At 48.9% G+C, this 24635-nt stretch carries 30 protein-coding genes; 13 read left to right on the top strand and 17 right to left on the bottom strand.

All coding sequences use genetic code 11. The features are described 5' to 3' along the window. The first annotated feature begins 34 nt into the window (after positions 1–34). Together EAO37_RS05950 and EAO37_RS05955 are read left to right on the top strand one after the other, a co-directional pair. Complete coding sequence (locus tag EAO37_RS05950; RefSeq protein ID WP_120952364.1) at positions 35–793, top strand: disulfide isomerase; 759 nt, start codon at positions 35–37, stop codon at positions 791–793. Positions 794–851: 58 nt separating this feature from the next. Further along, the gene (locus tag EAO37_RS05955) at positions 852–1337 is read left to right on the top strand and encodes a DUF1104 domain-containing protein (protein WP_120944608.1); all 486 of its coding nucleotides are present in this window, start codon (positions 852–854) and stop codon (positions 1335–1337) included. Here the strand turns inward: EAO37_RS05955 and EAO37_RS05960 are convergent. Continuing rightward, entirely contained in the window at positions 1334–1768 is a 435-nt protein-coding gene (locus tag EAO37_RS05960; protein WP_205589754.1) for a N6-threonylcarbamoyl adenosine t(6)A37 modification in tRNA, read from the bottom strand. The genes EAO37_RS05955 and EAO37_RS05960 overlap by 4 nt on opposite strands. Positions 1769–1960: 192 nt before the next feature. Here EAO37_RS05960 and EAO37_RS05965 point away from each other — a divergent pair, with 192 nt between their 5' ends. Then, complete coding sequence (locus tag EAO37_RS05965) at positions 1961–3499, top strand: methyl-accepting chemotaxis protein (RefSeq protein ID WP_162982979.1); 1539 nt, start codon at positions 1961–1963, stop codon at positions 3497–3499. After that, positions 3499–3996 (top strand): crossover junction endodeoxyribonuclease RuvC, encoded by a 498-nt coding sequence (ruvC, locus tag EAO37_RS05970; RefSeq protein WP_120944606.1) that lies wholly within the window; start codon positions 3499–3501, stop codon positions 3994–3996. The genes EAO37_RS05965 and ruvC overlap by 1 nt, the downstream gene beginning before the upstream one ends. Here ruvC and EAO37_RS05975 read toward each other — a convergent pair. The 10 genes from EAO37_RS05975 to greA are packed head-to-tail and all read right to left on the bottom strand — an operon-like array spanning position 3953 to position 9793. After that, positions 3953–4228 carry a hypothetical protein gene (locus EAO37_RS05975; RefSeq protein WP_120944604.1) on the bottom strand — a complete coding sequence of 92 codons (276 nt, stop codon included), beginning with the start codon at positions 4226–4228 and terminating at the stop codon, positions 3953–3955. The two genes, ruvC and EAO37_RS05975, sit on opposite strands and share 44 nt — an antisense overlap. Further along, positions 4221–4571, bottom strand: a complete 351-nt coding sequence (locus EAO37_RS05980; RefSeq protein ID WP_235853000.1) for a dihydroneopterin aldolase — start codon at positions 4569–4571, stop codon at positions 4221–4223. Before EAO37_RS05980 ends, EAO37_RS05975 begins: the two co-directional genes overlap by 8 nt. After that, on the bottom strand, positions 4568–5236 hold the full coding sequence (gene plsY, locus EAO37_RS05985) for a glycerol-3-phosphate 1-O-acyltransferase PlsY (protein WP_120952420.1): 669 nt from the start codon (positions 5234–5236) through the stop codon (positions 4568–4570). The genes EAO37_RS05980 and plsY overlap by 4 nt, the downstream gene beginning before the upstream one ends. A gap of 40 nt (positions 5237–5276) precedes the next feature. Continuing rightward, positions 5277–5792, bottom strand: coding sequence for an HAD family hydrolase (locus EAO37_RS05990; protein ID WP_120952367.1), 516 nt, complete (start codon positions 5790–5792; stop codon positions 5277–5279). Next, positions 5789–6478 (bottom strand): sulfite exporter TauE/SafE family protein, encoded by a 690-nt coding sequence (locus EAO37_RS05995; protein ID WP_120944599.1) that lies wholly within the window; start codon positions 6476–6478, stop codon positions 5789–5791. Before EAO37_RS05995 ends, EAO37_RS05990 begins: the two co-directional genes overlap by 4 nt. Beyond that, positions 6469–7083, bottom strand: coding sequence for a type III pantothenate kinase (locus tag EAO37_RS06000; protein WP_120944597.1), 615 nt, complete (start codon positions 7081–7083; stop codon positions 6469–6471). The genes EAO37_RS05995 and EAO37_RS06000 overlap by 10 nt, the downstream gene beginning before the upstream one ends. Beyond that, on the bottom strand, positions 7080–8276 hold the full coding sequence (locus tag EAO37_RS06005; RefSeq protein ID WP_240451749.1) for a hypothetical protein: 1197 nt from the start codon (positions 8274–8276) through the stop codon (positions 7080–7082). Before EAO37_RS06005 ends, EAO37_RS06000 begins: the two co-directional genes overlap by 4 nt. After that, positions 8273–8884, bottom strand: coding sequence for a hypothetical protein (locus EAO37_RS06010; RefSeq protein ID WP_120944595.1), 612 nt, complete (start codon positions 8882–8884; stop codon positions 8273–8275). Before EAO37_RS06010 ends, EAO37_RS06005 begins: the two co-directional genes overlap by 4 nt. Then, positions 8884–9315: a dUTP diphosphatase gene (dut, locus tag EAO37_RS06015; protein WP_120952370.1), complete on the bottom strand. Its 432-nt coding sequence runs from the start codon at positions 9313–9315 to the stop codon at positions 8884–8886. Before dut ends, EAO37_RS06010 begins: the two co-directional genes overlap by 1 nt. After that, positions 9302–9793, bottom strand: coding sequence for a transcription elongation factor GreA (greA, locus tag EAO37_RS06020; protein WP_120944591.1), 492 nt, complete (start codon positions 9791–9793; stop codon positions 9302–9304). Before greA ends, dut begins: the two co-directional genes overlap by 14 nt. A 73-nt stretch (positions 9794–9866) precedes the next feature. Here greA and EAO37_RS06025 point away from each other — a divergent pair, with 73 nt between their 5' ends. Both EAO37_RS06025 and rny read left to right on the top strand, forming a co-directional pair. Continuing rightward, on the top strand, positions 9867–10484 hold the full coding sequence (locus EAO37_RS06025; protein ID WP_162982980.1) for a 5-formyltetrahydrofolate cyclo-ligase: 618 nt from the start codon (positions 9867–9869) through the stop codon (positions 10482–10484). Beyond that, on the top strand, positions 10417–11982 hold the full coding sequence (gene rny / locus EAO37_RS06030) for a ribonuclease Y (RefSeq protein ID WP_120952376.1): 1566 nt from the start codon (positions 10417–10419) through the stop codon (positions 11980–11982). The genes EAO37_RS06025 and rny overlap by 68 nt, the downstream gene beginning before the upstream one ends. Here rny and priA read toward each other — a convergent pair whose 3' ends face one another. The 3 genes from priA to dapF are packed head-to-tail and all read right to left on the bottom strand — an operon-like array spanning position 11983 to position 14570. Further along, a complete protein-coding gene (gene priA, locus EAO37_RS06035; RefSeq protein WP_240451750.1) occupies positions 11983–13467 on the bottom strand; it encodes a primosomal protein N' in 1485 nt (494 codons plus the stop codon). Then, positions 13395–13787, bottom strand: a complete 393-nt coding sequence (locus EAO37_RS09640) for a hypothetical protein (RefSeq protein WP_240451751.1) — start codon at positions 13785–13787, stop codon at positions 13395–13397. The genes priA and EAO37_RS09640 overlap by 73 nt, the downstream gene beginning before the upstream one ends. 18 nt (positions 13788–13805) lie before the next feature. Next, positions 13806–14570 (bottom strand): diaminopimelate epimerase, encoded by a 765-nt coding sequence (gene dapF, locus EAO37_RS06040; RefSeq protein WP_120952379.1) that lies wholly within the window; start codon positions 14568–14570, stop codon positions 13806–13808. Positions 14571–14616: 46 nt separating this feature from the next. Between dapF and EAO37_RS06045 the strand changes: the two genes are divergently transcribed. Then, a complete protein-coding gene (locus tag EAO37_RS06045; protein ID WP_120944713.1) occupies positions 14617–15699 on the top strand; it encodes an AI-2E family transporter in 1083 nt (360 codons plus the stop codon). Here EAO37_RS06045 and EAO37_RS06050 read toward each other — a convergent pair. The 3 genes from EAO37_RS06050 to guaA are packed head-to-tail and all read right to left on the bottom strand — an operon-like array spanning position 15647 to position 18523. Continuing rightward, positions 15647–16390, bottom strand: coding sequence for a hypothetical protein (locus tag EAO37_RS06050; RefSeq protein WP_120944583.1), 744 nt, complete (start codon positions 16388–16390; stop codon positions 15647–15649). The two genes, EAO37_RS06045 and EAO37_RS06050, sit on opposite strands and share 53 nt — an antisense overlap. Next, positions 16374–16991, bottom strand: coding sequence for a thiamine phosphate synthase (thiE, locus tag EAO37_RS06055; protein WP_120952382.1), 618 nt, complete (start codon positions 16989–16991; stop codon positions 16374–16376). Before thiE ends, EAO37_RS06050 begins: the two co-directional genes overlap by 17 nt. Next, the gene (gene guaA / locus EAO37_RS06060; RefSeq protein ID WP_120952385.1) at positions 16982–18523 is read right to left on the bottom strand and encodes a glutamine-hydrolyzing GMP synthase; all 1542 of its coding nucleotides are present in this window, start codon (positions 18521–18523) and stop codon (positions 16982–16984) included. The genes thiE and guaA overlap by 10 nt, the downstream gene beginning before the upstream one ends. Positions 18524–18613: 90 nt before the next feature. Here guaA and ccoG point away from each other — a divergent pair, with 90 nt between their 5' ends. From ccoG to EAO37_RS06090, 6 genes are all read left to right on the top strand, one after another. After that, positions 18614–20011, top strand: a complete 1398-nt coding sequence (ccoG, locus tag EAO37_RS06065) for a cytochrome c oxidase accessory protein CcoG (RefSeq protein ID WP_120952388.1) — start codon at positions 18614–18616, stop codon at positions 20009–20011. A gap of 118 nt (positions 20012–20129) precedes the next feature. Next, positions 20130–20756, top strand: coding sequence for a NapC/NirT family cytochrome c (locus tag EAO37_RS06070; protein WP_120944711.1), 627 nt, complete (start codon positions 20130–20132; stop codon positions 20754–20756). A gap of 31 nt (positions 20757–20787) precedes the next feature. Next, on the top strand, positions 20788–22164 hold the full coding sequence (locus EAO37_RS06075; protein WP_120952391.1) for a multiheme c-type cytochrome: 1377 nt from the start codon (positions 20788–20790) through the stop codon (positions 22162–22164). 67 nt (positions 22165–22231) lie between these two features. Continuing rightward, the gene (locus EAO37_RS06080) at positions 22232–22504 is read left to right on the top strand and encodes a hypothetical protein (RefSeq protein ID WP_120944573.1); all 273 of its coding nucleotides are present in this window, start codon (positions 22232–22234) and stop codon (positions 22502–22504) included. A gap of 146 nt (positions 22505–22650) precedes the next feature. Next, the gene (locus EAO37_RS06085; RefSeq protein WP_120944571.1) at positions 22651–22986 is read left to right on the top strand and encodes a DUF485 domain-containing protein; all 336 of its coding nucleotides are present in this window, start codon (positions 22651–22653) and stop codon (positions 22984–22986) included. Then, positions 22973–24631 (top strand): cation acetate symporter, encoded by a 1659-nt coding sequence (locus EAO37_RS06090; RefSeq protein WP_120952394.1) that lies wholly within the window; start codon positions 22973–22975, stop codon positions 24629–24631. The genes EAO37_RS06085 and EAO37_RS06090 overlap by 14 nt, the downstream gene beginning before the upstream one ends. The last annotated feature ends 4 nt before the right edge of the window (positions 24632–24635 follow it).

A 24635-nucleotide genomic window follows, 5' to 3' on the forward strand; every position in this document is an offset into this window, starting at 1 on the left:
TAGAATGGGGCTAAAATTTCGTTTAGGAAGGTGTATGCGCCAATTTAAATTTCTATGTGCGGTCGTGTTATGCGTGGGGATTGTGGGGGCTAAGGAGGCTAGGGGAGTGGGCAAGAATATCGAGGAGAGTGTAACCCAGCTCATTCATAAACAGACAAAGCGTTCGGTGCGGGTGTTGCGCTTGCAGCCCCTCAAGTCCAATAAGGATTTCCAAATCGTGGTGGTAGAAGACCCTGAAACTAAATACCATATCCCTTTGCTGACCAATAAAAACGGCACTTTGGTGCTAGGACTTAGCAATGTGTTTTTCAGCAATAACGATCAAGACATCGAGTTGATCAACACAGTCTATCATGAAACCCAAACCTACAATTTCAAACAGGCTAATGGGGCTAAGATCAACGCCATGTTCGATGGGTTGCCTAAGGACTATGTGATCACCCTAACTTCCAAGAATAAGAAGGCTAAGGAGCTTTACATTGTTTCTGATCCCATGTGCCCGCATTGCCAGAACGAATTGCGCCATGTGCAAGAACGCCTCAAGGATGCCAATGTGCACATGGTGGTGGTGGGGCTATTAGGGGAAAAATCCGAGCTCAAGGCGGCGGATATTTTAGCGCAAGCCAAACAAGCCCACAGCACACAGAGTAAGATTGATCTACTCAACAAAGTGTATGCCAACGCTTACACGCCCGCAGAAGTGCCCGATGACAAGATCAAAGAAGTCAAAGAAACCACTAAGAAAATCTTAGCCACGGGGATTACAAGCGTGCCTTTTCTCTACGAACGCTAGTGTTTGTGGTTTAGAAAAAAAAGTTATAATGCGAGTCTAAATTTTACAAAGGATGTTCATGAGGTTTATGAGTGTAGTGTTGGCTTCGAGCTTGCTGGGTGTGCTAGGGGCGCAAACCATCGGGTTGAATGTCTTCCCTGAGTACCATGCCAAGCCGGATCAAGAAATGTTGGACATGGCCGGTAAGGTGGAGGCTAGCAAGGTCATCGTCTATTTGAGTGAAATGAAAAACCGCTATCTCAAAATGACTCCCAAGCGTCAGGCGGAATTCCAAAAGCATTTTCAAGATGTCTTAGCCAAGAATATCGCTAAACTCAGCCCATCACAACGCCAAAAACGCCTGAACGCGATTGAAAAAGCTCTAGCTGTGAGGGTGAAAAATGTAGACAACCTCAAAGAAGAGGTGGACACCGAATACGACTACTTAGAGCACTGGGAGTCCACTTTGAAGTCTAAAACTTTCTATGAGGATTTACAAAAAAACGGTTTTGTGCCTGCCAGCGTGACGCAAAAACAAAAAGCTAGAAAACAGCTTTCACACTAACGAAAACGCCTTTTGTGCGTGCGCGAAAGCTTGAAGATCGCCGAGGGGGGGGCTTTGTAAAGCCCGCGCTTGTCTTCAATGAGAATGTGTGCCACTTCCTGTGCCCATTTTAGATCGAAATCCCCCCCGCTCAAATTAGCTGAGGTGCTATAAAGCGCGCCAAAGTGCTCTAAAAAGTCTAGCACACTTGGATCTCTAATCACCCGAAACGCCTTGCCATTGGGGTAAATGCAACTTGCGCGCGTGCGTCGCACAAAGGCGCGGTGGATCACAGGCACGCGTGCCTTGAGATCGCTCAAATGTTCTACCACCTGCAAGAGGGGTTTATGGGGTGGGCTACGCTTGGCGTGGTTGAGTTGGCTAAACTCTGTGCTAAACAACCCGGCGGTGGTGTCGCTTTGGGCTAAAATAATGTAGGCTTGGGCTTGCATAGGCTTATCTTAGCACATTTATGCTAGAGTAATGGCTTGATTTTGTGTAGGAGTGCGCATGAGTCTTGGGGCTAAAATCATCGGTGTGGTTTTCCTATCTCTTTCTATTGTGGGGCTGGCGGTCGTGATGATCGCAACCACAAACAACATCATCTTATAGACCTAGTGATTGACAGCGAGAAAAAGGGGGACATGCGCCATAGAGAGAGGACTCTGAAATACGATACCCGCTTGATCGAGCAGGCGATCGCGGGCTATTACGAACGCTATCCTAAACCAGAAGCTAGAAAAATGGCATTAGAATACTTTAGCAAGATCAACAACGATCGGGGCATGATTTACATGGTGGTGGTGGACATGCAGGGCGTTGTGCTCTTTGATCCGGTCAATCCGGACACGGTGGGCAAGAGCGGGCTGAATATCTTGAGTGTGGATAAGGTGTGCTATGTGTGTGGGTATGTGGAGCAAGCCAAAAAAGGGGGGGGATTTACCTACTACCAAATGCCCAAATTTGCCGGGGGCAAGCCTGAGCCCAAAGTAGCCTACAGCCATTACGATCCCACAAGCCAGATGGTGATCGTTTCTACCTCCTATTTTAGCGACATCTTAAACGCCACTTCTAACACCCGCAAAGAGATCAAGCAACAAGTTGCTAAGAATCTGCGTAATTTGATTTACTACATTGCCTTCATTGTCTTGTTCTTCATCACGATCACCTCTTCATTCACTTATTTCACCATCATCAGGCGTTTGAATACGCTAGTGCGTATGATGGACGACTTCAATCAGGGCGAGCGCAATCTCACCCAGCGTTTGCGCATCAAGGGGTGCGATGAGATCGCTAGGGTGGGCAAGGGGGTGAACCACTTTGTAGAAAGCATCCAAGACTTCTTCAATTACATGAAAGCAACCGCTAAGAGCAATAAAGAGATCGCGACCATGCTCAAATCTACCATTCTTGCGGTGTTAGAGGAGATGAAAAACCGCACTTCTATGATCAATAACATTAGAAATAGGACAAATGAGATCAATGAAATCTTGGGCAAGTCTTTAGATCAAGCCCAAGAGAGTCAACAGAGTCTAGTCGCCGTGCAGGGCTCGATTCAAACCTCCAATGGGGCGATCGCCAGTCTCTTTGGACAAATCACCGAAGCTTCCAAAACTGAGGAGGAATTAGCCATTAAGGTAGAACAACTCAGCAAGAACGCCGATAGCGTGAAGAACATCTTGCACATCATCGATGACATCGCCGATCAAACTAATTTGCTCGCGCTCAACGCGGCTATTGAGGCAGCCCGGGCGGGCGAACATGGGAGGGGTTTTGCGGTGGTGGCTGATGAAGTGCGTAATTTAGCCGCGCGCACCCAGAAGTCCCTAGTCGAGATCAACTCCACCATCGGGGTGATCGTCCAAGAAATCAACGATGTGTCTTCCCAAATGAATCTGAATTCTAAAAAAATTGAAGAGCTCAATAGCGTAGGTCTAGAGATGCAAGACAAATTTAAAGAGATGAATTCCAGTTTGGAATTTGTGGTCCAAAGAGTCAACACCTCCATTGGGAATTTCGTGGGCACCAAAGAGGATATTGATGGCATGAAACCTTTCTTTGATGGGATTGATGCGATCAACGCCAATAACGCGGTGGAAGCGGCTAAAATCATCAAAGCCGCGGAGAATCTGCGCGAAGCCACCGAATCTCTAGATCACAATGTCAGCCAATTCAAATCTTAATGATCTTAGGCATTGATCCGGGGAGTCGCAAGTGTGGTTATGGGGTGATAGATGAGCAGAGCAAGCTCGTAGGGGCGGGGTTTATCCATATCCACAACGCGCCCTTCCAAATCCAAGTGTTAGAGATGGTCGCGGGTTTGGATCAAGTTTTGGATAGCTACCCCATTGCAGAAGTGGCGATGGAGGATATTTTTTACGCCTATAATCCCAAGAGTGTGCTAAAACTCGCACAATTCAGGGGGGCATTGAGTTTAAAAATTTTGCAAAGGGTGGGGCATTTTAGCGAATATACGCCCCTGCAAGTCAAGCGCGCCATTAGCGGGCATGGCAAGGCTAATAAAGAGCAGGTCGCCTTCATGGTGAAAAAAATCCTCAGACTCAAAAGCGCGATCAAGCCCCTAGACATCACAGACGCGTTAGCTATCGCCCTCACGCACGCCCAACAACGCCGCGCTATTGGTAAGCCCCATCTACACTCAAGCGCGCCAAATCGCTAGAGAGAGCGCGCAAATGGGTTTGATCACTAGAGACATTGATGCTTGCGTCCGTCTTGAAGAGGTCGCTAGGCTGATTGCTTTGGCGTTGTTGTAATTCTTTGCGTTTGAACACTTCGGTGTTGTTAAACTCAAACTTCTTAGGCGTTTTAGGGGGTTTGGGGGCGGGCTTTTCTTGCGCGCCCAAGAAGCTAAGAGATAATCCCAGCAAGATAGATAAGCCAAGTTTAACCATGGGAGCTCCTTTCAAAGATTTTACACACCCTAGCCCCCACTAAGGCGCGCTGGCAGGCTTGGGGCTTTTGGATTTCCATAGTGATTTGGGTGATGCTAGGAAAACACTGCTTGAGCCACGCGCTGATCTCCTCTAGGGCTTCTTCTAAAAGGGTGTAGGGGGTGGTGGCGAATTTGTTTTGCACCACTTCTAAAATGTCCATGTAGTCTAGGTAAGTCTGGGCGTTGTCATAGCGGTAGCCAACTTCTAAATGGATGATCAAGGGCTGAGGGTGCTTTTGTTCGCTCTGTTGCGTGCCTATGAACGCGTCTAGGCGGTAATTCTCTATAAGTAGGGTCATCATAAAATCTTTTTTTCCTGTCCGCTGATAAGTTTAAGCAGATTAGAGCCATGTTTATAAAGCGTGAAGAGGAAAATCAACACCATGGGCGTGGGCGTGCCTATTTGGCTATAAACATTGATGGGTGCGGGTAAACTGACATGCAAAGCCGGGAAAACAAACAATAGCAAAGTGGCTAAACCCACACCCACAATGGAAGCCAATGAGGAGATTTTGAGTTTCTTGCCCACAAAAGCCCATAAAGACAGCCCGATCAAGCTCTCTACAGGGATGAGCAAGAGCACTGCGCCCATCGTGGTGCTCACCCCCTTACCCCCCCTAAAGCCCAAAAAGGGAGAATAGCAATGCCCCAAAATTGTGCTAAGAGCAACCATCCATTGCGCCTCATAACTCAAGGTTGCTAACTTGGCTACTAGCACACAAAATACCCCCTTGAGCAAGTCCAACACCAAGACCGCTGTGCCCAGCCTTTTTGCCTTGCTAGGATCGATGGTATTCATCACGCGCACGACATTGGTCGCCCCGATCCCTCCGCTACCCTGTGTGGTAATGTCCACATTGTAACACACCTTGAGTATCCAATACCCAAAAGGAATCCCCCCCACGAAATAGCCCACAAGATACAAGATCACATTGATATTGCCCAGGAATGTCAAAAGTCCCTCAATGAATTTTTCCATCACCACCCTTTAAACCCATTATAGCCAATTAATCCCCCAGAAACTCTAAAGCTTGCTTGAGATCGCTGATGCTAAACACTTGGGGGTGCACGCTTACAGGACCATTGAGCCAAAGATTAAGACCTATCCCCCCTTGTAGCCCAAATTGCATGTCGCTAAGCTTGTCGCCCAACATAAGGCTTTGCTTTAAATCCAGATCAAAATCGCCCAACGCCTGTTCTAACATGCCCAGCCCGGGTTTACGGCAGGCACAACTACCGGGGGCATGGGGGCAATGATAGATTTTATCCAGCCCAAAACCCAAATGCGCGCGTAAAAGGGTTTGCATGTGCGCGCTCAAATCCCAAAAATCCTGCACACCGTAATACCCGCGCGCAATCCCAGATTGGTTAGTAACTAGCAAGAGCAAGAATCCCCGCGCTTTAGCCGCGCCCAAGAGTTCTAAAATCCCGGGCATCAAGACAAAATCTGCTATACGGCACACATAACCCCTATCTTCATTGATCACCCCATCGCGATCCAAAAACAGGGCTTTTTGTTTCAATGCCCGCCCATGTGGTGGGCATGCCCCGCCCACATAGAAAAACCCTTGTAGAGATCATAAGCCCCACAAGCCAACATGAGCACAAAGGCAAGTTTGGCAAATAGGGCTTTTGAGCCAAGCAAGCGCCCTGAGCACAGACCCAAGAGCAAGAGGGGCGCAAAAGTGGCTAAACTGAGCACCAACACTGTTACAAGCGCGTAAAGAAGATTGGGCGCGCCAAGAACATTGAGGAGAAAATAGTAAACTAGCGAACAGGGCAAGAGCCCATTGAGCAAGCCTAGCAAGTAAAAACTAGAGAGTTTAGAGCTCCCCAAGGTGGCTTTAAAGAGCTTGGAGAGTAGCGCTGTATGGAAATGCCATTTGAAGACAAACCCAAAGGCTAACAAGATCACCAACACCCCCACGCCCATGATCACCCCCCCTTGCAATTTGGTGCGCGCGATCGCGCTGTGTTGCGCGATCATGTCTAAGAGAGTGTGCCCCACAAAAGCCACAATGAGCGCGGCGATCATGTAAGTGCTCACACGCCCTAGATTGTAGAGAACATGCCCTAGCATTTGCGCTTTAAGGGGGGTAGAGGGGGGGAATTTTGCCTGCGTGTAAGCCAGCACCACCCCCCCGCACATCCCCACGCAATGCCCCAGCGACATCACAGACGCGCTCAAGAACAGGAGGACTAATTCCATGCTAGCGCGCGTTGCATGCCCTCAAAGATCAACCACTTATGGTATACCCCCCGCTGGAAAAACGCGCTCAAAAATTTCCCATCGCCCCCAGTAAACACCACCCGTTTATCCGCGATGATCTCTTGGAGCAATAAGATCACGCTCTTGAGTGTCCCAAAACTCAAGGCTTGCGCGGTGCTTTGGGGTAGGCTTTGCAAATCCACGCGCACATTGATAGGGTGATCTAGTGCTCCAGAAATGCTTTGAAAAGCCTGTTGGTAAGCCCTAAAGCCGGGCAAAAGCACCCCACCCACATGCGCTCCGCCCTCCATTACATCCACGCTAATAGCGCTCCCGGCATCCACCACCACGCCATCATCTCCTAGACCCAAACAAGCCACCTTGCGATCCACGCCCAAACCCTGATACGCGCTTTTGAGTTTGACACAGGGTTCTAAATTATGCGCGCGCGGGCAAATCTCTAACAACGCCTTTTCAAAGCTCGGGTTAACGCTGATGTAATGCACGGGCTGATCAAAGGGTTCCAAAGTTTGGGGAGTGCGATGCCAAATTTTCTTGCCATTGTAAAAATGCAGGGCACTATTGCCTATATCACACAAGATCATGGGTTTTGACTCAAGTCTATGTAGTAGCGATCGTAATAAATCTTATCCCCGGTGTAAAAACTCATCTTATCCAAACGCCCTCCCCAGTTCTTAGACACATTGCTGAGGTGATACACCCTATAATCATCAAAATGCTGCAAATCCACTTCCACTAGATAGCCCCGTTTTTCTAAAGTGTAGAGTTTTTTATCGGTTACCACTAGGCTTGTGAGCATCGCAAAGGGCAATTTCACAACCCCCATACTCTGATCGTTGAGGGTGCGATCCATCTCTAAAATTTGTCCGTCCAAAGTGAGCACATAGAGATGGTTATTTTTATAGAGCACATCTACAATGTCCGCATCAAAGCTAAATTCCTGCCCAGAAACAATGGAAACAAGTTTTTTAGCTGTCGCGGCAAACATGTTCTCCCCATCCACCCTCAAATAGATCACATTGTTGAAAAACTTTTCGCTATTGAGCACGATATTGCGCACCACTTTGGGGGTGTCTCCGCTCACATCCACCACCAAGAGTCGCCCATCTAACATAGGAAAAACCACCACCGTGTCCAAAAAGACGGGGGCAGCCATTAAGGAGTTGATCGCAGTGGTGGACGCGCCCTTTTCGCTAAAAATGAGTTTACGGCTAGTAATGTCAAAGATATTGGCTGAATTGTCCGACATCACCACCGCTAGGCGTTTACCTTTCACGCTCGCGCTCAAAGGGTAAGCGTCTATGGGGATAAAAATGGAGGGCTTGGCTTGCAGGGCGGTGCTGACTAATTCTAGGTGGTGGCAACGATCTTTTAACACCACTTGTTCGTCTATGGATTCAATGTTTTCTACGATCTCTTCTTGGGCTTCTTGCTGGGTTAATTTCACTTCCTTAGTTTTTTTGGGCTTGGGACCATTTTGTTTGTGGCTACGCCAACAATCTTCGGCTAAAATATAGTAATCTTGGCTTTGATTCAAAAAAGAGCTCTCTTTATACTCTTTTTTGGTGAGTTTCAGGGGTGTAACCCCTTGGGTGTCGATCACGCCTCCATTTTTCAAAATCGCCCCATAGCGGTTAGTGAAAGTGATGGGGTCTTTAAGCTCATGTTTGAAGCGCAACTCGCCCTTGATCTTGGATTTAGGCGGTTCAAAGTTCTTCCTAGAGCCACAGCCCAAGCACAGCAACGCGATCAGCAGCCAAACAATCCTCAAGCTCACTTGCTCTCCTTAGAGGAAGATTTTAGCACGCCATAATGTCTTAGTAAAGAAGCGATTTTATAGAGGCTGGAGTTAGGAGTGATGGGAGCTAAGATCGCCCCAATATCGCTTTTGGGGTTGGTTTGCAAACTCAAATACGCTTGTTGCAAAGCGATCCAATCTTGCAAACCCTCTAATTTTAAGCCCTCTAAGGCTTTCAAATCCTTGCTATAGGAGGCGCTATAATAGCGCGCTAAAACACTCACCAGAGGGCTAGAGGAGTGGCTAAGTTCTTTTAAAGCCTTGAGATTCTTCTCTTGGAGCGCGCGCGCGTAAGCATGCAGGCTGTAGAGATTGGGGGCTTTGCCTTGGAGTTTGTTTAAGAGAGCTAGGTTATTGGGGTTTTGCAAGACCTCGTTATACAAAGCGGTGATCTCTTGGACATGCATAGCTTTTTTGTGCTCTAAAAACTGCACCCCGCCCCACCAAAGCAAGCCCAAGCCCACCAACGCCCAAAGCCCAAACTTGTACTTTTGGTAGAATTTCTCCAGTCTAAACGCGCTTTCCAAGAGTTTTTCGTCGCTCTTAAACTCTTCTTGCACCTGTTTGAGATTTTGCTTGATTTCCATTAGACTCCACTGCTCCCAAACCCCCTACAACCCCGCGCGCTAGTCTCTAGCTGATTGACTAATTCAAACTGCGCGCTAAAGACCCGACACAAGATCGCTTGGGCGATGCGATCCCCGGGTTCTATGCTAAAAACGCGCCCAGAGAGATTCATCAAGATCGCCTGCAACTCGCCTCGATAATCGCTATCAATGGTGCCCGGGGAGTTCAACACCACGATCTGATCTTTTAAAGCTAGCCCGCTACGCGATCTAATCTGCAATTCAAAACCCCGTTCTAAGCTAATAGCCAGTCCGGTGCGCACTAGGGCTACAGCACCGGGCGCAATGTGTAAAGCTTCTAGCGCGTGCAGGTCAAACCCGCTTGCGCCCGCGCTTTGGTAGGCTGGGATACGCGCTTCAGGGTGGAGCTTTTGAATCTTAACTTTTGGCATAGGCGATGTCTTGGTAACAAATGTCTAAAATCTCAAATTCGCTCTCTCCTGTGGGCAAGCGCACACTCACCTCATCGCCCTTTTGGTGTCCCATCAAACTCTTGGCAATAGGGGAGCTACAAGAGATCAAGCCGCGCACAGGATCGCTCTCCATACTCCCCACAATGGTGTAACTCATCTCTTTATCCGTGTCTAGATTGAGGATTTTCACCGTGCTCCCAAAACTCACCTTTTGGTGGCTTAAGGTGGAGGGGTCAATGACTTGGGCGTTGGCTAAAGTGCGGCTTAGATCATTGATACGCGCTTCAATGAACGCCTGTTTTTCTTTAGCGGCATGGTATTCGGCGTTTTCCTTTAAATCCCCATGTTCTCTAGCGCGATCGATCTCTTTGACCACTTGGGGGCGTTCTTCTTCTTTTAAGCGTTTGAGTTCAGCGCAGATCTTTTCATAGCCAAACATGCTCATGGGTTCTTTCATCTAATCTCCTTAAAAAACCTTCATTATATAGCAAGCATGCTTAATTTGGGGCGATTGTGCTAGCATGCCCACCATGAGATTTAGCACTAAAGCCCAATTTCGCACTTGGTGCAAACACCAACTTTTCAAGCAACAAGGCTGGGATATCAAAGATCACAAAATCACCGCCCAACTCCAGCCCCACTTAAAACCCTGCAAGCGCGTTTTACTCTTTTGCCCCCTAGCCCATGAACCCAATCTAATGCCCTTGATTAAATGGGCACGCCAACGCCATATTCAGGTATTCGTGCCTACTTTAGCCCAAGACCGTCTGCGCGCCACCCCCTATCGCCTGCCCTTACAACGCAAGAAATATGGCATTTTAGAACCCGCGCCCTCGTTGTTGCGCGCCAAACTTGATCTGGGCATCATCCCCGTGCTAGGCATGGACAAGGCGCACAGACGCATAGGCTTTGGCAAGGGCTATTACGACAGCTTTTTTGCCAAGCACCCCAATGTCCCTCTTATCTTTATCGCGCGCAAAATCTTGCAATCTCAGAATCTACTAGGTGATAACCATGATATAGTAAGCGCGCGGTATTTTGAACAACGCACAACAAAAAAAATAAATACAAGGATAACCAATGGACTATGTCATAGAAATTGTTCTCCCCTGCGCCCTCACAGGCTTTTGCGTCTTTTGGGTAACTAAAAGATTCATGCTAGCCCACAGCCAACAATACCTGCACCAAGCCAAGGCTAAGGCGGACATGCTACTTTACCAAGCCCAAGTGCTTTACCAAGCCAAAGAGATCGAATCCCAAACTCTGCTAGAGAGCTTGCAGGCAGAATTTACCCAAAAACTCCAAGCCCACACCCTAGAGCACCAGCGCAAGCTAGACGCGTTGCAATCCCAAGAATTCCAGCAGAAACAATACCTAAGCACCCAAAAAGCCCGCTTGGATCAAGATCGCCAAGCCCTGCAGATCCAGCAACAGGACCTAGAGAGCCAAAGAGATGCCCAAGCGCAGTTACAAAGCGAATGCACGGAGCTCAAAGCCCAAATGTTAGAGGCGCTCGTGCAAGTTTCTGGCTACACCCAAGAAGAGGCGAAGGCGCTAATCCTCGCGCAAGTAGAAAAAGAATTACTGCTACAAAAAGCGGCTTTGGTGCGCCGTTATGAAAAAGAAGCCAAAAGGGAAGCGCGCGCGCGGGCTAATTTTGTGATCGCAGACGCCACCGCGCGTTTTGCAAGCCAATTTGCGATGGAAAACCTCACTAGCGCGGTGAGTTTACCCGACAGCGAGTTTATCGGACGCATTATCGGCAAAGAAGGCAAAAATATAGACACTTTCAAGCGCATTAGCGGCGTGGAAGTGATGATTGATGAAGAATCCAAAACCATTACCCTAAGCTGTTTTAATCTCTACAGACGCGCGATCGCGGCAAGAACCCTAGAAGAACTCATTGAAGATGGGCGTATCCAACCCAGCCGCATTGAAACCACTTACCAACGCGTGGAGGCGCGCATGGAAGAGATGGTTTTAGAAGACGCGCAAGAAGTGTTATTGGAGTTAAAATTAGATGCAATGCCCCAAGAACTCCAATACCTGCTGGGTAAAATGCGTTACCGCACCAGCTATGGGCAAAACGCGCTCATGCACTCCATAGAAGTGGCAATTTTGGCTAGCGATATTGCTACGCAACTGGGTGGAGATGCCAAACTGGCGCGCCGTGCGGGAATCTTACATGACATCGGTAAGGCACTCACTTACGAATGCGGGGGGGATCATGTGGAATTGGGCGCGCAGGTGTGTGCGCGCCACCATGAAGATCCAGTCGTGCTAAATGCCATCTACGCCCACCACGATCGCGAAGAAATCAAAAGCATCGAATGCGCGGCGGTGTGTGCTGCCGATGCGCTTTCAGCCGCACGCCCCGGGGCTAGGCGCAAGGACGCAGAAAACTTCCTAGCGCGCATGCATGATTTAGAGCGCATCGCTAGCCAAAAAAAGGGAGTCAAAAAGGTTTTTGCCCTAGATGCGGGTAGAGAAATCCGCGTGATCGTCTGCCCTGAACGCGTCAATGACGCCAAGATCACCATGCTAGCTAAAGACATTGCCAAAGAGATAGAGGAGAAACTCAAGTATCCCGGGGAAGTAGTGGTGCATGTGATTCGCGAAAAATACGCCAAGGCTATCGCGCGTTAGTCATACATCTATGGGGTCCATGATGATCTTAGCTTTGCTGTGATCTAGCTGGTGTAGGAGATTGAGAAGTTGGGTCGTGGAGCTAGCGCTCAGCAAAATTTCATAGCGGTAGTGTTTGGCGATCTTAAGCACGCGTGCAGGACCTGATCCTAAGATTTGCACGCTGGGGGGTAGGCTCTGCTCTAGGCGATCTAGCACGCCTTGCATGTTTTCTTGGGCTTTAGATTCCTCAGGCGCGCTAAAGAGTATTTGGGCTAGGCGTTTGAAGGGGGGGAAAATCTTGAGACGCGTGTCTAATTCGTCTTTGAGAAATTCCTCATAATCCTCAATATAACGGGCTAAAAAAGTGGCATTGAGGGATTGAATCAACACTTTACCCCGTTGTTTGCGCGCGCTGCGCCCGGCAATTTGGTGCATCAAGCTCACCCCTTGTTCAAAACTCGCGTAACTCCCATTGTGTAAAATTTCATCTAGACCCAAAATGATGGCTAGATTCACTTGTGGGTAATCATGCCCTTTGGCGATCATCTGTGTGCCGATCAAAATGTCTATTTCTTGGGCGTTAAGCGCGCCTAAAATGCGCTGGATTTGGGTATTGGTGTGGGTGTGATCCTTGTCTAAAATGCCAATGCGCGCATGGGGCAATAGGGCTTGCAACTCCTTTTTGAGTTGTTGGGTGCCCATGCGCTTGCCCTGCAATAAGGGGTGTTGGCAAGAGGGGCAGACTTTAGGGATGGGCGCGCTGTGTTGGCAATAGTGGCAACGCATGCGCTGGTCTTTGAGGTGTAAACTCATGTTCACACTGCAAAAGGGGCAATACACCCCCTGTGCGCAGGCTTGGCACAAGAGTTTCTTAAAATGCGCGCGGGTGGGCACAAAAATCACGCTTTGTTGCTCGTGATCTAGAGCTTCTTGCAAATGGGCGCACAGAAAGGGGGTGAGGGCGGTGCTTTGTTCCTCAAAGAGGATTTCTTTTTGCGAGTCAAAAAAACGCCCCTTGAGGCGCACTAAATAGTTCTTATTTTGCGCCATGTAATAACTGCGTAGGCTTGGTGTAGCCGAACCTAGGATCACCTGGATGGGCATTTGGCTAGAGAGATACAAGGCGGCATCGCGCGCATGGTAGTAGGGGGCTTGGTTGGATTTGTAGGAGTGATCGTGTTCTTCATCTATGATGATGAGTTTGAGATGGGGGATGGGCAAAAATAGAGCACTCCTAGTGCCCACCACGACACGCACTTGCTGGGTGTCAAGCTGACCTAACAGCTGTGTCTTTTGCGCGCTCTTGAGTTTGCTATGCCATAGCCCCACTGAATCCTTAAAGCTCTGTAAAAGGGCGTAATACACTTGGGGAGCTAGGGCGATCTCTGGGATCAACACTAAAGCGCAACCCTCTTTGAGGGCTTGGGCGATCAAATGCCTATAGAGGTGTGTTTTGCCACTGCCCGTATCTCCAAAGAGTAGGGCTTGGGGTTTGGCTTGCATTTGCAAAAGAGCCTGTTGTTGGGGGGGGGAGAGGTGTGGGCTTGTTTAAAGGGGTAAAATAGGGGGGCGATCGTGCCTAGTTGGGCACAGTAGTAATGCGCGATAAAGCGCAACAGGAGCATTTGGTGGGCGTTGAGATAGTGCCCTGTGGGGGTGGCTAATTTGCACGCAAAATCAGGGCGCGCGCATGCCTCTAGCACTACCCCTAAGATGTGGCGCTTTTGCAAGGGGATCTTCACTAGAGTCCCGGGGGCTAGATTTGGCGCGCCGGCATAGATCAAGGGCTTGGTGTTGGCAAAGGGGATAATGGTGTAAAACAAAGCAAACCTTTTAGAGGACTAAAGCCCCAAACAACTCCCCACCCTAAGCACCTCCCCCTTAAAATACACCCCATCTTTTTCTAGGCGCAAGTTTAGGGCTTCTCCACTAGGGGGGATCAAGCTGGCTTGGGGGGGAGTGTGGTGGCGGTAGTGGGCGCACACAAACACGGCAGCCATGCCCGTCCCACAAGCTAGAGTGATCTCTTCTACCCCGCGTTCATAAGTGGCTAGTTTAATGGTGTGGGGGTCTTGGATATGGGCGATATTGACATTGGCATCAAAGCGCGCGCGCAAATCCTGCATTTGAGGGGTCTTGTGTGTGGGGATTTGGCTAGGATGATCTACAAAATGCACCAAGTGGGGCACGCCCGTGTCTATGAAATCCCACACCTGCCCCTCTAATTCCAAACTCTCTAAGTGCTTAGGGTTGCCCAAATTGCTCTGCACCACACCTCGATTGCCCTCACACTCCAGCACTTCTACATGGATCACCCCAGCTGTACTCAAAAACGCATGTTTTCTGGGGGCTAAACCTTGTTGGTAGGCATACAAAGCCACGCAACGACTCGCGTTTCCACACATGGCTGCACAGCTCCCATCGGCGTTGTAAAACTCCCATGTATAAGCATACTTGGCATGGGGCAAGAGCACCACTAAACCATCGGCCCCAAAGCCATAATGGCGTTTACAAACCTGTTTAGCTAAAGCGTGGCGATCTTTGGGGCTAAATTGGTGGGTGATCAAAAAATCATTACCACTGGCGCAATATTTGTATAGATGCATGGTTAGCCTTTTTGGGTATTATAATGCAAAACTATTTGGGGTTGGCATGCGCCCGGTGTATTTTTTTTGGTTGCTCTTTGGCGTGGCGTTTTATTGGATGATCTACCTCTATGAGAACTTTCTTATGGACTTGCTCATCGCCGGGCTTTTATGCGTTACGATTTTTTGGCTCAAAGAGTTTTTAGACAGGCACATGCGCAATCTCTTTAGCGCGCTTTTGTGCGTGATCTTACTGCTAAGTTTCCTAGTCGTGCCCCTGTATTTTTTAATCCACAAGAGCACGGACTTTATCTTCCATCTCAATTTAGAACAGGTTTCTTTCTTTCTGAACAAATTCAAGGCTGATTTACTGGCGTTTTTGGATCGTTTCCCGGCCAATGGGGAGGCTAAAGCCTTTCTTTCTAATATTTCTGCGCATTCTTTGATGTCCTACGCCCTACGCTTTAGTAGCGACATTGGCAAATACAGTCTAAAATTAGTGAGCGACACTTTTATGGTGCTGGTGTTCTTGTTTCTATGCTTTTTTTATGGGCAACATTTCTACCACTATATCCTAGATATTCTGCCCTTTGAGCGCCACCACAGCCAACACATCTTCAAGGAAGTGGCCGGAATTTTGCGCGTGGTCTTGCTCACTTCTATTATCAATGTGGTGTTGCAGGGGTTGGCTTTTGGGGCGTTGGTGGTGTGGTTTAATCTAGATTGGCTCTCTTTGGGGATTTTATACGGGCTAGCTTCGCTCATCCCCATCGTGGGCGGAGCGTTGGTGTGGGTCCCCGTGGTGATCTATGAAACCTACCAAGGTCATAGCACAGTCGCCATTGTGATCGCCATCTACTCCATCGTGCTGATCGGAGGGTTGATTGACAGCCTCATCAAGCCCCTACTCATCGGCTTTATTAAAGGTCATGTCCTCAAGATCACGCTCAATATCAACGAGATTTTGATCTTCTTTTCTATCTTGGCGGGCATTAGCAAATTTGGCTTTTGGGGCATCGCTGTGGGTCCTACCATCACCGCCTTTTTCATCGTGCTTTTAAGGCTTTACGAACAATCTTTTATCAAGTCCAAAACCCTTAAGCACGCGCATCCAACAGACTCTCCTCAAAGCCAAATAGGGGCTCAATAGGGTTTATAGTGGCGATCAACACGCTTTCAAAGCCCTTTAGAGTGTGTTGGTGGGCTAGCAATAGATGTTGCACACTCTCATAGGCTACGCCCAAGTGCAAACTTAGCCCGGGATCGTGAAATAGGATACTCCCCTGCAAGGGTCCCAAATGCGGGTAGAGCGCGTAAAAATCTAGGCGTTGTTGCTTGCCCTTTTTGAATTGCACAAGAGCTTGCTTGTGGCGATCTTGGATCACAAAGCTAGCCACTTGGTGTTGCAAAGAGAGCAAGAGATTTCCTAGCAGTAAAAAATCCTGCTTGGTTGTGGCGTGGCTAAAGTGCTGGACTAGCATGTCCTTATAACCCTTGAAGTCTTCTTGACCTAGCAGACTGGGCAAGTCTTTGATCTCTAGCTTTAAGGGCGCGTCTTTGAGTTGTTCTATGATCTTGGGCTGGGGGGTTAGCTTGGAGAGTTGGATCGCCCCTACTGAGCTTTTTTGCATCAAAGCCCAGTAATTTTGCCCGATACTGAGGGGTTTTTGACTCTTGGTTTCTACAATTTGGTTGCCTAGTTGCAAGAGATACTTTTGCGCCCCCTTTTTTTCTAGCACCTTGAGTAAAATGGGGAGGGTGGCGTTGAATTGCTTGGGTTGATCTTTGAGCAATTCTTGGAGTTGGTTTAAGCTCAACAGCGCGCTAATGGGATTGAGCATGGGCACTGCTTAGTATTTTGGCATTGGCACGCACATCACCCTGCCAAAGCGCGCTGATGAGGGCGATCATATCCGCATGCTGGAGTTGGGCGATATTTTGGGCATTAATCCCACCAATGGCACAAATAGGGATTTTTAAGCACGCTTGTGCGCGCGCCAAGACTTCTAAGTCTATGCAGGGAGCATGGGGCTTAGTAGGAGATCTAAAACATGCCCCAAAGGCGACATAATCTGCCCCCTGATCTTGGGCTTGAATGGCGCGTTCCAAGTCCCCATAGCAAGAGACCCCAATCACTCCGCTAAAGCGTGCGCGTGCCTTACTTAAAGGCATATCTTCCTCCCCTAAATGCAACCCCCATGCGCCACACTCTAGGGCTAGGCAGAGGCGATCGTTGATCACAAATCCCACGCCCTTTTGGGCGCATAAATCCTTTAATGCTTTAGCTAAACCTAGCAACTCGTTATGACTACTCTGCTTGTCCCGTAGTTGCAAGAAACGCACCCCCCCCTCAATGGCATATTCAGCCAACTTAAGTAGATGAGAATAGGGAGTGAGTTTGGGATCGCTGATCGCATACAAGCCTTTAAGCTCTATTCCCATTCAATGGTCCCCGGGGGTTTAGAAGTGATGTCATAGACCACGCGGTTAATCCCGGGCACCTGATTGATAATGCTATTAGCCACGCGTTCTAAAAACTCAAAGGGCAAGGGCGCACAATGCGCGCTCATCCCATCGCTAGCCTGCACGGCTCTAAGCGCGATAGTATTATCATAGGTGCGCTTATCCCCCATTACTCCTACAGAAAACACATTGAGCAAAACACAAAAGGCTTGCCACACCTCATTATATAGCCCCTCTGTATGCAAGGCTTGTATAAAAATGTGATCGGCTTGAGCCAAGAGTTCTAAACTAGGTGTATTCACCTCGCCTAAAATGCGGATCGCCAACCCGGGACCGGGGAAGGGGTGGCGGGCTAACATCTTTTCAGGTAGTCCTAAACGCGTTCCCAACGCGCGCACCTCATCTTTAAAGAGTTCTCTTAAGGGCTCTAAGAGTTTGAGATTCATCTTTTCAGGCAACCCGCCTACATTGTGATGAGATTTGATCACCGCTGAGGGACCCTTAGCACTCACCGACTCAATGACATCGGGGTAGAGCGTGCCTTGAGCGAGCCATTTGATCGCCCCCTGCTTAGAGAGTTCTTGTGCTTTTTGTTCAAAGACTTCAATAAAAGTATGCCCGATGATTTGGCGTTTTTGCTCAGGCTCCACCACCCCTTTAAGACGGCTTAAAAATAAATCTTGTGCCTCTATGACATGCAAGGGGATTTGCAAATGCGCAAACATATCCACCACTTGGTCGCGCTCCCCAACTCTGAGCAAACCATGATCGACAAAGACCACCTCTACTTGGGATTTTAGCGCGCGTGCGCACAGCGCAGCAACCACGCTTGAGTCCACCCCCCCGCTCACCGCGCACAGCACCCGATCGCTCCCCACTTGATCTTGGATGCTTTGGATTTGCTGGGTTAGAAAATCGCGCATATTCCAATCGTGCCTGCAACCACACAGACGCGCGAAATTGCTCAAAATACGCCCCCCTTGCGCGCTATGCGCAGATTCGGGATGGAATTGCAAGCCATAAATGGGCTTATGTTTGTGCGCGATCGCACAAAAGGGGGCGTGCGCACTCTTAGCTAACACCTCAAAATCAGCAGGCAGGACCTCCACACGATCCCCATGGCTCATCCACACCACGCTAGATTTTTCAATCCCTGCTAACAAGGGGTGATTTTGCAGATTCTCCAAATGTGCGCGCCCAAATTCTTGAGAGGACGCACGCGCCACGCGCCCCCCCAATGCGTGCACCAACCACTGCATACCATAGCAAATCCCCAAAATGGGAATATTGAGATCGAGAATCTTAGGATCGCAGTGGTAGGCTTGCAAATCATAGACACTAGCCGGTCCCCCGCTTAAAATGATCCCTTTGGGGGCTTTGGTGCGGATCTGATCTAGAGGAAGATTATAGGGGTAAATCTCTGTATATACCCCGCATTCGCGCAAACGCCGCGCGATGAGTTGGGTGGTCTGACTCCCAAAATCCAAGATCAAAATCTCCGGGGTTGCCATTTTTTGCCTTTTTAGGGCTATTATAGCGCGTTTGCGCGTTTAAACCCCCTTAAACAAACTTTGCTAGCATGGGGCTATTTACTCTCAAGGATGCCAAGCATGCCTCCCTCTGCTAAGAAGATTCCCTTTAGCCGCTCATGGCGTTTTAAGCGCTATTGGGGTTATGTGTGTATCAGCCTTTTATCTATTCTCATCCCCTTTATCCATGTGGGCGATGGGCAAATTTTCTTGATCTCTTTTGAGCACCACCAGATCCACCTATTAGGCAAGATTTACAGCGCCCAAGAGATGTATTTATTGCCCTTCTTGGTGATCTTTTTATTCATCTTTATCTTTTTTATCACCTCCATGCTGGGGCGGGTGTGGTGTGGCTGGGGTTGCCCTCAGACGATCTTTAGGACAATCTTGCGCGATCTCATTGAAACCAAGTTATTAGGTTTGCATGCCAAAATCGCCAATAAACAACGCCCCACACCCCCCACGATGGCTAATAAGCTCAAAAAGGTCCTAGCCCTGATTCTCTTTGCTCCCATCCCCCTAGCCTCTATGGCGGTGTTGCTCTTTTATTTTGTCCCGCCCCTAGAGTTTTTTGCCTCCCTGGCTAACCCCCAAGATCACGCCTTGTTATTGGGGATTTGGGTGGCTTTAAGCGCGATTGTGTTCTTAGACATCGCTTGGGTGCAAGAGCGCTTTTGTATCTATCTATGCCCCTATGCGCGCGTGCAAAGTGTGCTCTTTGATGAGCATACTTTAAACCCCATTTACGACACGCGCAGAGGGGGGGCGATCTATGATGAATCCGATGTGAAAATCCCCATCTTACCCCAAAAGCGTAGCCCTAGAAACGAATGCGTGAGTTGCAACCACTGCGTGCTCGTGTGCCCGACACATATTGACATCCGCAAGGGCATGCAATTAGAATGCATTAACTGCCTAGAATGCGTGGACGCGTGCACAATCACCATGGGCAAACTGGGTAAAAAAAGCCTCATTAATTGGTCCTCAAGCCAAGCGCAAGCCACAAAAACCCCCGTGAAGTTATGGCGGACCAAGACTGTAGCCTATGTGGGGGTGTTATTAATCGTGGTGGGCGCGCTGGTGGTGGGCGCGCTCAATAAGGCTAGTATGCATTTAGACATCACCCATGGGGGGCAGCTGTATGCCCTGCATGGCAAGTTTGTGGACAATAGCTATTTGTTTTTGTTCCAAAACACTAGCTCCAAGCCCCATGCCTACACCTTCAATATAGACGATCCCAATGTGAGTATCTTGCGCCCCACCGGCACGCTTAACATTGAACCACAGGGCAAGCTTAAAGTTGTGGTGATCTTGCGCATGCCCATAGAAAAAGCCAAGCAAGCCTACATGGCGCACAATGTTACCCAAGCCAAGCGCGGGATTCTCCCCATCACCATCAAAGCCTATAGCATGGACGATCCCAATATCGTTTTGGAACAAAAAACCTTCTTTATGGTGCCACATTTTTAAGATAAAAGGCGGGGGAATAAACTTTTTATCTAGTTTGCTTGCAAAATTAGCTCTTTGGTTATATCTTTAGTTAATTTTACTCTGTATGATCCCTAGCATTGTTATTGGCGAGGGCATCATGAATGTGTTAGAAACTCTCAAAAGCAAGAAGTATTTTGTGTTTTGGATTTTTGTGGGGGGGTGTGTGTTGGGGGTGTTTTTGAGTGTGTTGACCGTGCAGGCGGTGGAGTGGACGGCTGATGATAAATTCTGTGGGATTTGCCACATCATGACCCCCGAATTAGAAGCCTACCACGCAGACAGGCATGGGGGGCATAACCATGTGGGTTTTAAGGCTAGATGTGTGGATTGCCACTTGCCCCATGACAATGTGGTGCATTACTTTGTGAGCAAAACAATTTTAGGGATAGAAGATGTCTATGGCAACACCCTCAAAGACCCTAAGAAGTTTGATTGGGAGAAAAACCGCCGCCGCGCTAGTGAATATGTCTTTGATTCGGGCTGCTTGCATTGCCATGACAATTTGATGCGCGCTAGCGCGTCCAATATGAAGTCCTTTTTGCCCCATCGCGATTATTTTGAGGGGCTTAGCCATAAAAAATGTGTGGAGTGCCATATAGATGAGGTGGGGCATAAGAATTTGGGTCTACACCTAAGGGAGTATCTCAAAGATCATTACCAGCCCTACCCTAGGGAGTTTGTAATGGAGCAAGCGCGCCAAATTAAAGAGGCGATCAAGGAGTGAAGATGTCTAAAATTCGTGCAAAGGAGGCAGTATGTTAAAAGGCTTGTTGTTGCGATGGGGGCTTGTGGTGGGCTTGGGCGTGGTGGGCTTGGGCGCGCACCAAGGGGGGGGCACGAGTGTGGACAACGCCATGGATGTGCAATTACCCTTGAAAACTTTCAGAGACATGAAAGCGGAGGCTAAGGGCTGTATTGAATGCCATGCCAAGAAAACCCCGGGCATTGTAGCCGATTGGAGGATGAGTCGGCATGCCCATGCGGGGGTGAGCTGTATTGACTGCCATGGGGTTACTAGAGATAGCCCCATGCTCACAAGAGATGGGCATGAAGGCTCCAAAATGCCCATTTCTGTGTTAGTCTCCACCAACACTTGCGGGAAGTGCCATGAAAAAGAAACTACAGAGTTTAGACATAGCGGGCATGTGAGGGGTGCTGTGCAGGTGTGGTCTAAGGCGAGTATGCGTGATTTAATGGAGCTTGTGGAAGGCAGAGGGCATCCGGATTTAAAACATGCCCCTGAAGCCACTGGGTGTATCCAATGCCATGGCTCTATTATCAAATTAGACAAGAACAGACGACCCACCCCAGAAACTTGGCCCACCTATGGCATTGGCACAGCCTTCCCTGATGGCTCAGTGGGTAATTGTGCGAGTTGCCACAGCGCGCATAAATTCAGCCTAGCAGAGGCTAGAAAACCTGCCGCCTGCGCAAGTTGCCACTTAGGTCCTGATCACCCCGATATTGAGATTTATGACAACTCCATGCATGGGCACATTTTCAACGCTGAGGGGAATAGCTGGAATTTTGATGCCGCGCCCGGGACTTGGAAAGTGCCCGACTTTAGAGCCCCCACTTGCGCGACATGCCATATGAGTGGCAATTCTAAGAGCGCGGTAACCCACAATGTGAGCCGCCGTTTAAAATGGAATCTCTTCTTGCCTTTGAGCAAGCTTAGAACGGGAGGGTATGAAACCGCCAGCGATGCCTACAAAGATGGTTACAAACTCACGCATGGCAATCCTTTGGCGGGCAACCCTAAGGGTCCAGAAGCCGCGCGCGCGGAAATGAAAGCGGGCTGTATAGACTGCCACAACTCCACCCACATTGACAACTTCTTCCTCATGGCTGATAAGAATATCTTGCTCTACAACGAGTATTGGAAAGAGGCGGTGAAGATGAAGGAAGAATTAGCCAAGAAGCATTTATTAGGCAAGGACATGTGGGCTGATGACTTCCAAAATGTCATGTATCACCTCTGGCACCATGAGGGTCGCCGTATGCGCCAAGGTGGGATCATGGGCGGACCAGATTACTCCCACTGGCATGGGGTGTTTGAGGTCCAGCAAGACATTAGAAAGTTGCGTAAAATTTACGCCAAGCGCTTGAAAACCAACCAAATTGAGGACTAGCGCGGTGTAAGCCCCCCTTAAGTTGGGGAGGCTAGCATTGAGCTCTAAACACCACTAAAGGAGTCGCATGGAAGATAAAACACCTGCACGAATCGAGCAAGACCCAGAGGTCAATCAAACCCCTAGTGCGGTTTCCTTTGGGTTTATGGGATTTAGCCAGCCCACAGAGGGTGCTGTCATCATCCACGAAAGCGTGAGCGTGAAAGTCAAACGCACTTACCAAAAGGGCGATATCAAAGAGGTGCATGAGGAAGTGCGCGAACAAAAACGCGTGATCGAACAGCGCGCGCCCAGCTCCCAAGACTCCCGTCCTGCTTGGTTTAAATCTCTACTCCCCTAAAACCCCAAGGGCGCGATCGCGCGCCTCCTAGGCGTTACCAAAATCTACAGCACTTTTTGGCTTCCAGTGGAGGAAACTCCTTAAAAATCTTTGCTATCTTTAATTGCGTGTAAAATGGCTTTATATCTCAATATAAGGAGTGGCTAATGCCAGAAGCCTACCAAAAATCCATCCAAGCGTTTAAGGAGTTTGTGTGTTTGCGCAACAAGGTCTGTTGGGGGTTGTCCATTGTGGTCTTTGTGTGTTATTACGCCTTTGTGCTGGGCATTGGGTTATTCCCGCAGGTGTTAGGTTACCGCTTAGGTCCAAGTGCCATCACTTTGGGGATCATCGCTGGGGTTTTCCTCATCGTGCTGTGTATCGTGCTCACAGGGCTTTATACTTTTCTAGCCAATGAGCATTTTGATCGCACCCAAGCTGAGATTTTAAAGCAATTAAAATCTAGTGGCGCGCTTGAGGAGATGCAACATGGCGCGCATTAATTTAAGTATTCTTATCGCGCTTTTAGGGGTGGAGGGGTTGTGGGGAGCTAGCTTAGAATCCATGCCTGTGAGCACGCAGAAGTTCAACCCCATCGCGGTGTCTATGTTTGTGATCTTTGTGCTGAGCACCCTGTGTATCACCTATTTTTCTAGCAAGAAGAGTCAGAGCGCGAGCGGGTTTTACACCGCTGGGGGGAGTATCACCGGGTTACAAAATGGGATCGCCATCGCTGGGGATTACATGAGCGCGGCAAGTTTTCTAGGGATCACGGCTCTAGTCTTTACCAACGGCTTTGATGGGCTGATTTATTCGGTGGGCTTTTTGGTGGGTTGGCCCATTATCTTGTTTTTGATCGCTGAAAAGTTTCGCAATCTAGGCAAATTCACCTTTGCAGACATCACGGCTTACCGCCTAGAAGCCAAACCTATCCGCGTGATTTCAGCGATCTCCGCTTTGAGTGTGGTGGTCTTCTATCTCATCGCCCAAATGGTGGGTGCGGGGCAGTTGATTCAACTGCTCTTTGGGCTGCCCTACAGCGTGGCGGTGATCTTGGTAGGGATTTTGATGATTTGTTATGTCGCCTTTGGGGGCATGCACGCCACCACTTGGGTGCAGATTATCAAGGCGATCTTATTGCTCTTTGGCGCGTCTTTCATGGCGATTATGATCTTGTATCTAACCAAATTTGATCTAAGCTACTACTTCGCCCAAGCGATCAAACACCACCCTAAGGGCGAGGCGATCATGGCTCCGGGCACCTTTTTACCCAACACCACCGCGGCGATCTCCTTAGGGCTCGCCCTCATGTTTGGCACGGCCGGATTGCCCCATATTTTGATGCGCTTTTTCACGGTCAAAGACGCTAAAGAGGCGCGTAAATCGGTCTTTTATGCGACAGGTTTCATTGGGTATTTCTACATTTTGACTTTCATTATTGGCTTTGGGGCGATCGCCCTGCTCTATGCCCACCCGCAATTTGTAGGTCCTAATGGGGTTTATAATGGGGTGAAAAACATGGTCGCCATTAATTTAGCCGGGGTCGTGGGGGGCGATGTGTTTTTGGGCTTTATTAGCGCGGTGGCTTTTGCTACGATTTTAGCCGTAGTATCAGGGCTAGCCATCTCAGGGGCAGGGGCTATTAGCCATGATCTCTTCGTGCATGCCTTTAAAGGAGGGGTGTGCGATCCCAAATTAGAAATGCGCGTTACTAAGGGCGCGACTATTGGTTTAGGGGTTTTGGCTATCGTGCTAGGCTTGGTGTTTGAAAACCAAAATGTGGCTTTCATGGTAGGCTTAGCTTTTGGGATTGCCGCTAGCGTGAATTTTCCCATTCTCTTTTTGAGCATTTATTGGAAAAATCTCACCACTAGGGGGGCGTTTTGGGGCGGGCTGGTTGGCTGGCTGGCTGTGGTGTGCATGGTGGTGCTCAGCCCTAGCATTTGGGTGAAAAGTCTAGGGCATGCTCAAGCGATCTTCCCCTATGATCACCCTGCTCTTTTTTCTATGCCCTTGACTTTTATTCTTATTTATCTTATTTCTAAGGCGGACAAAAGTCCTAGGGCACAAATAGATAAAGCGGGCTTTGGCGCGCAGGATTTTCGCGCCCAAAGCGGGATTGGCATTTCAAGCGCGAGCGCACATTAAAGGA

It is taken from the genome of Helicobacter sp. L8 (assembly GCF_003660355.1).
GTDB classification, from domain to species: Bacteria; Campylobacterota; Campylobacteria; order Campylobacterales; family Helicobacteraceae; genus Helicobacter; species Helicobacter labacensis.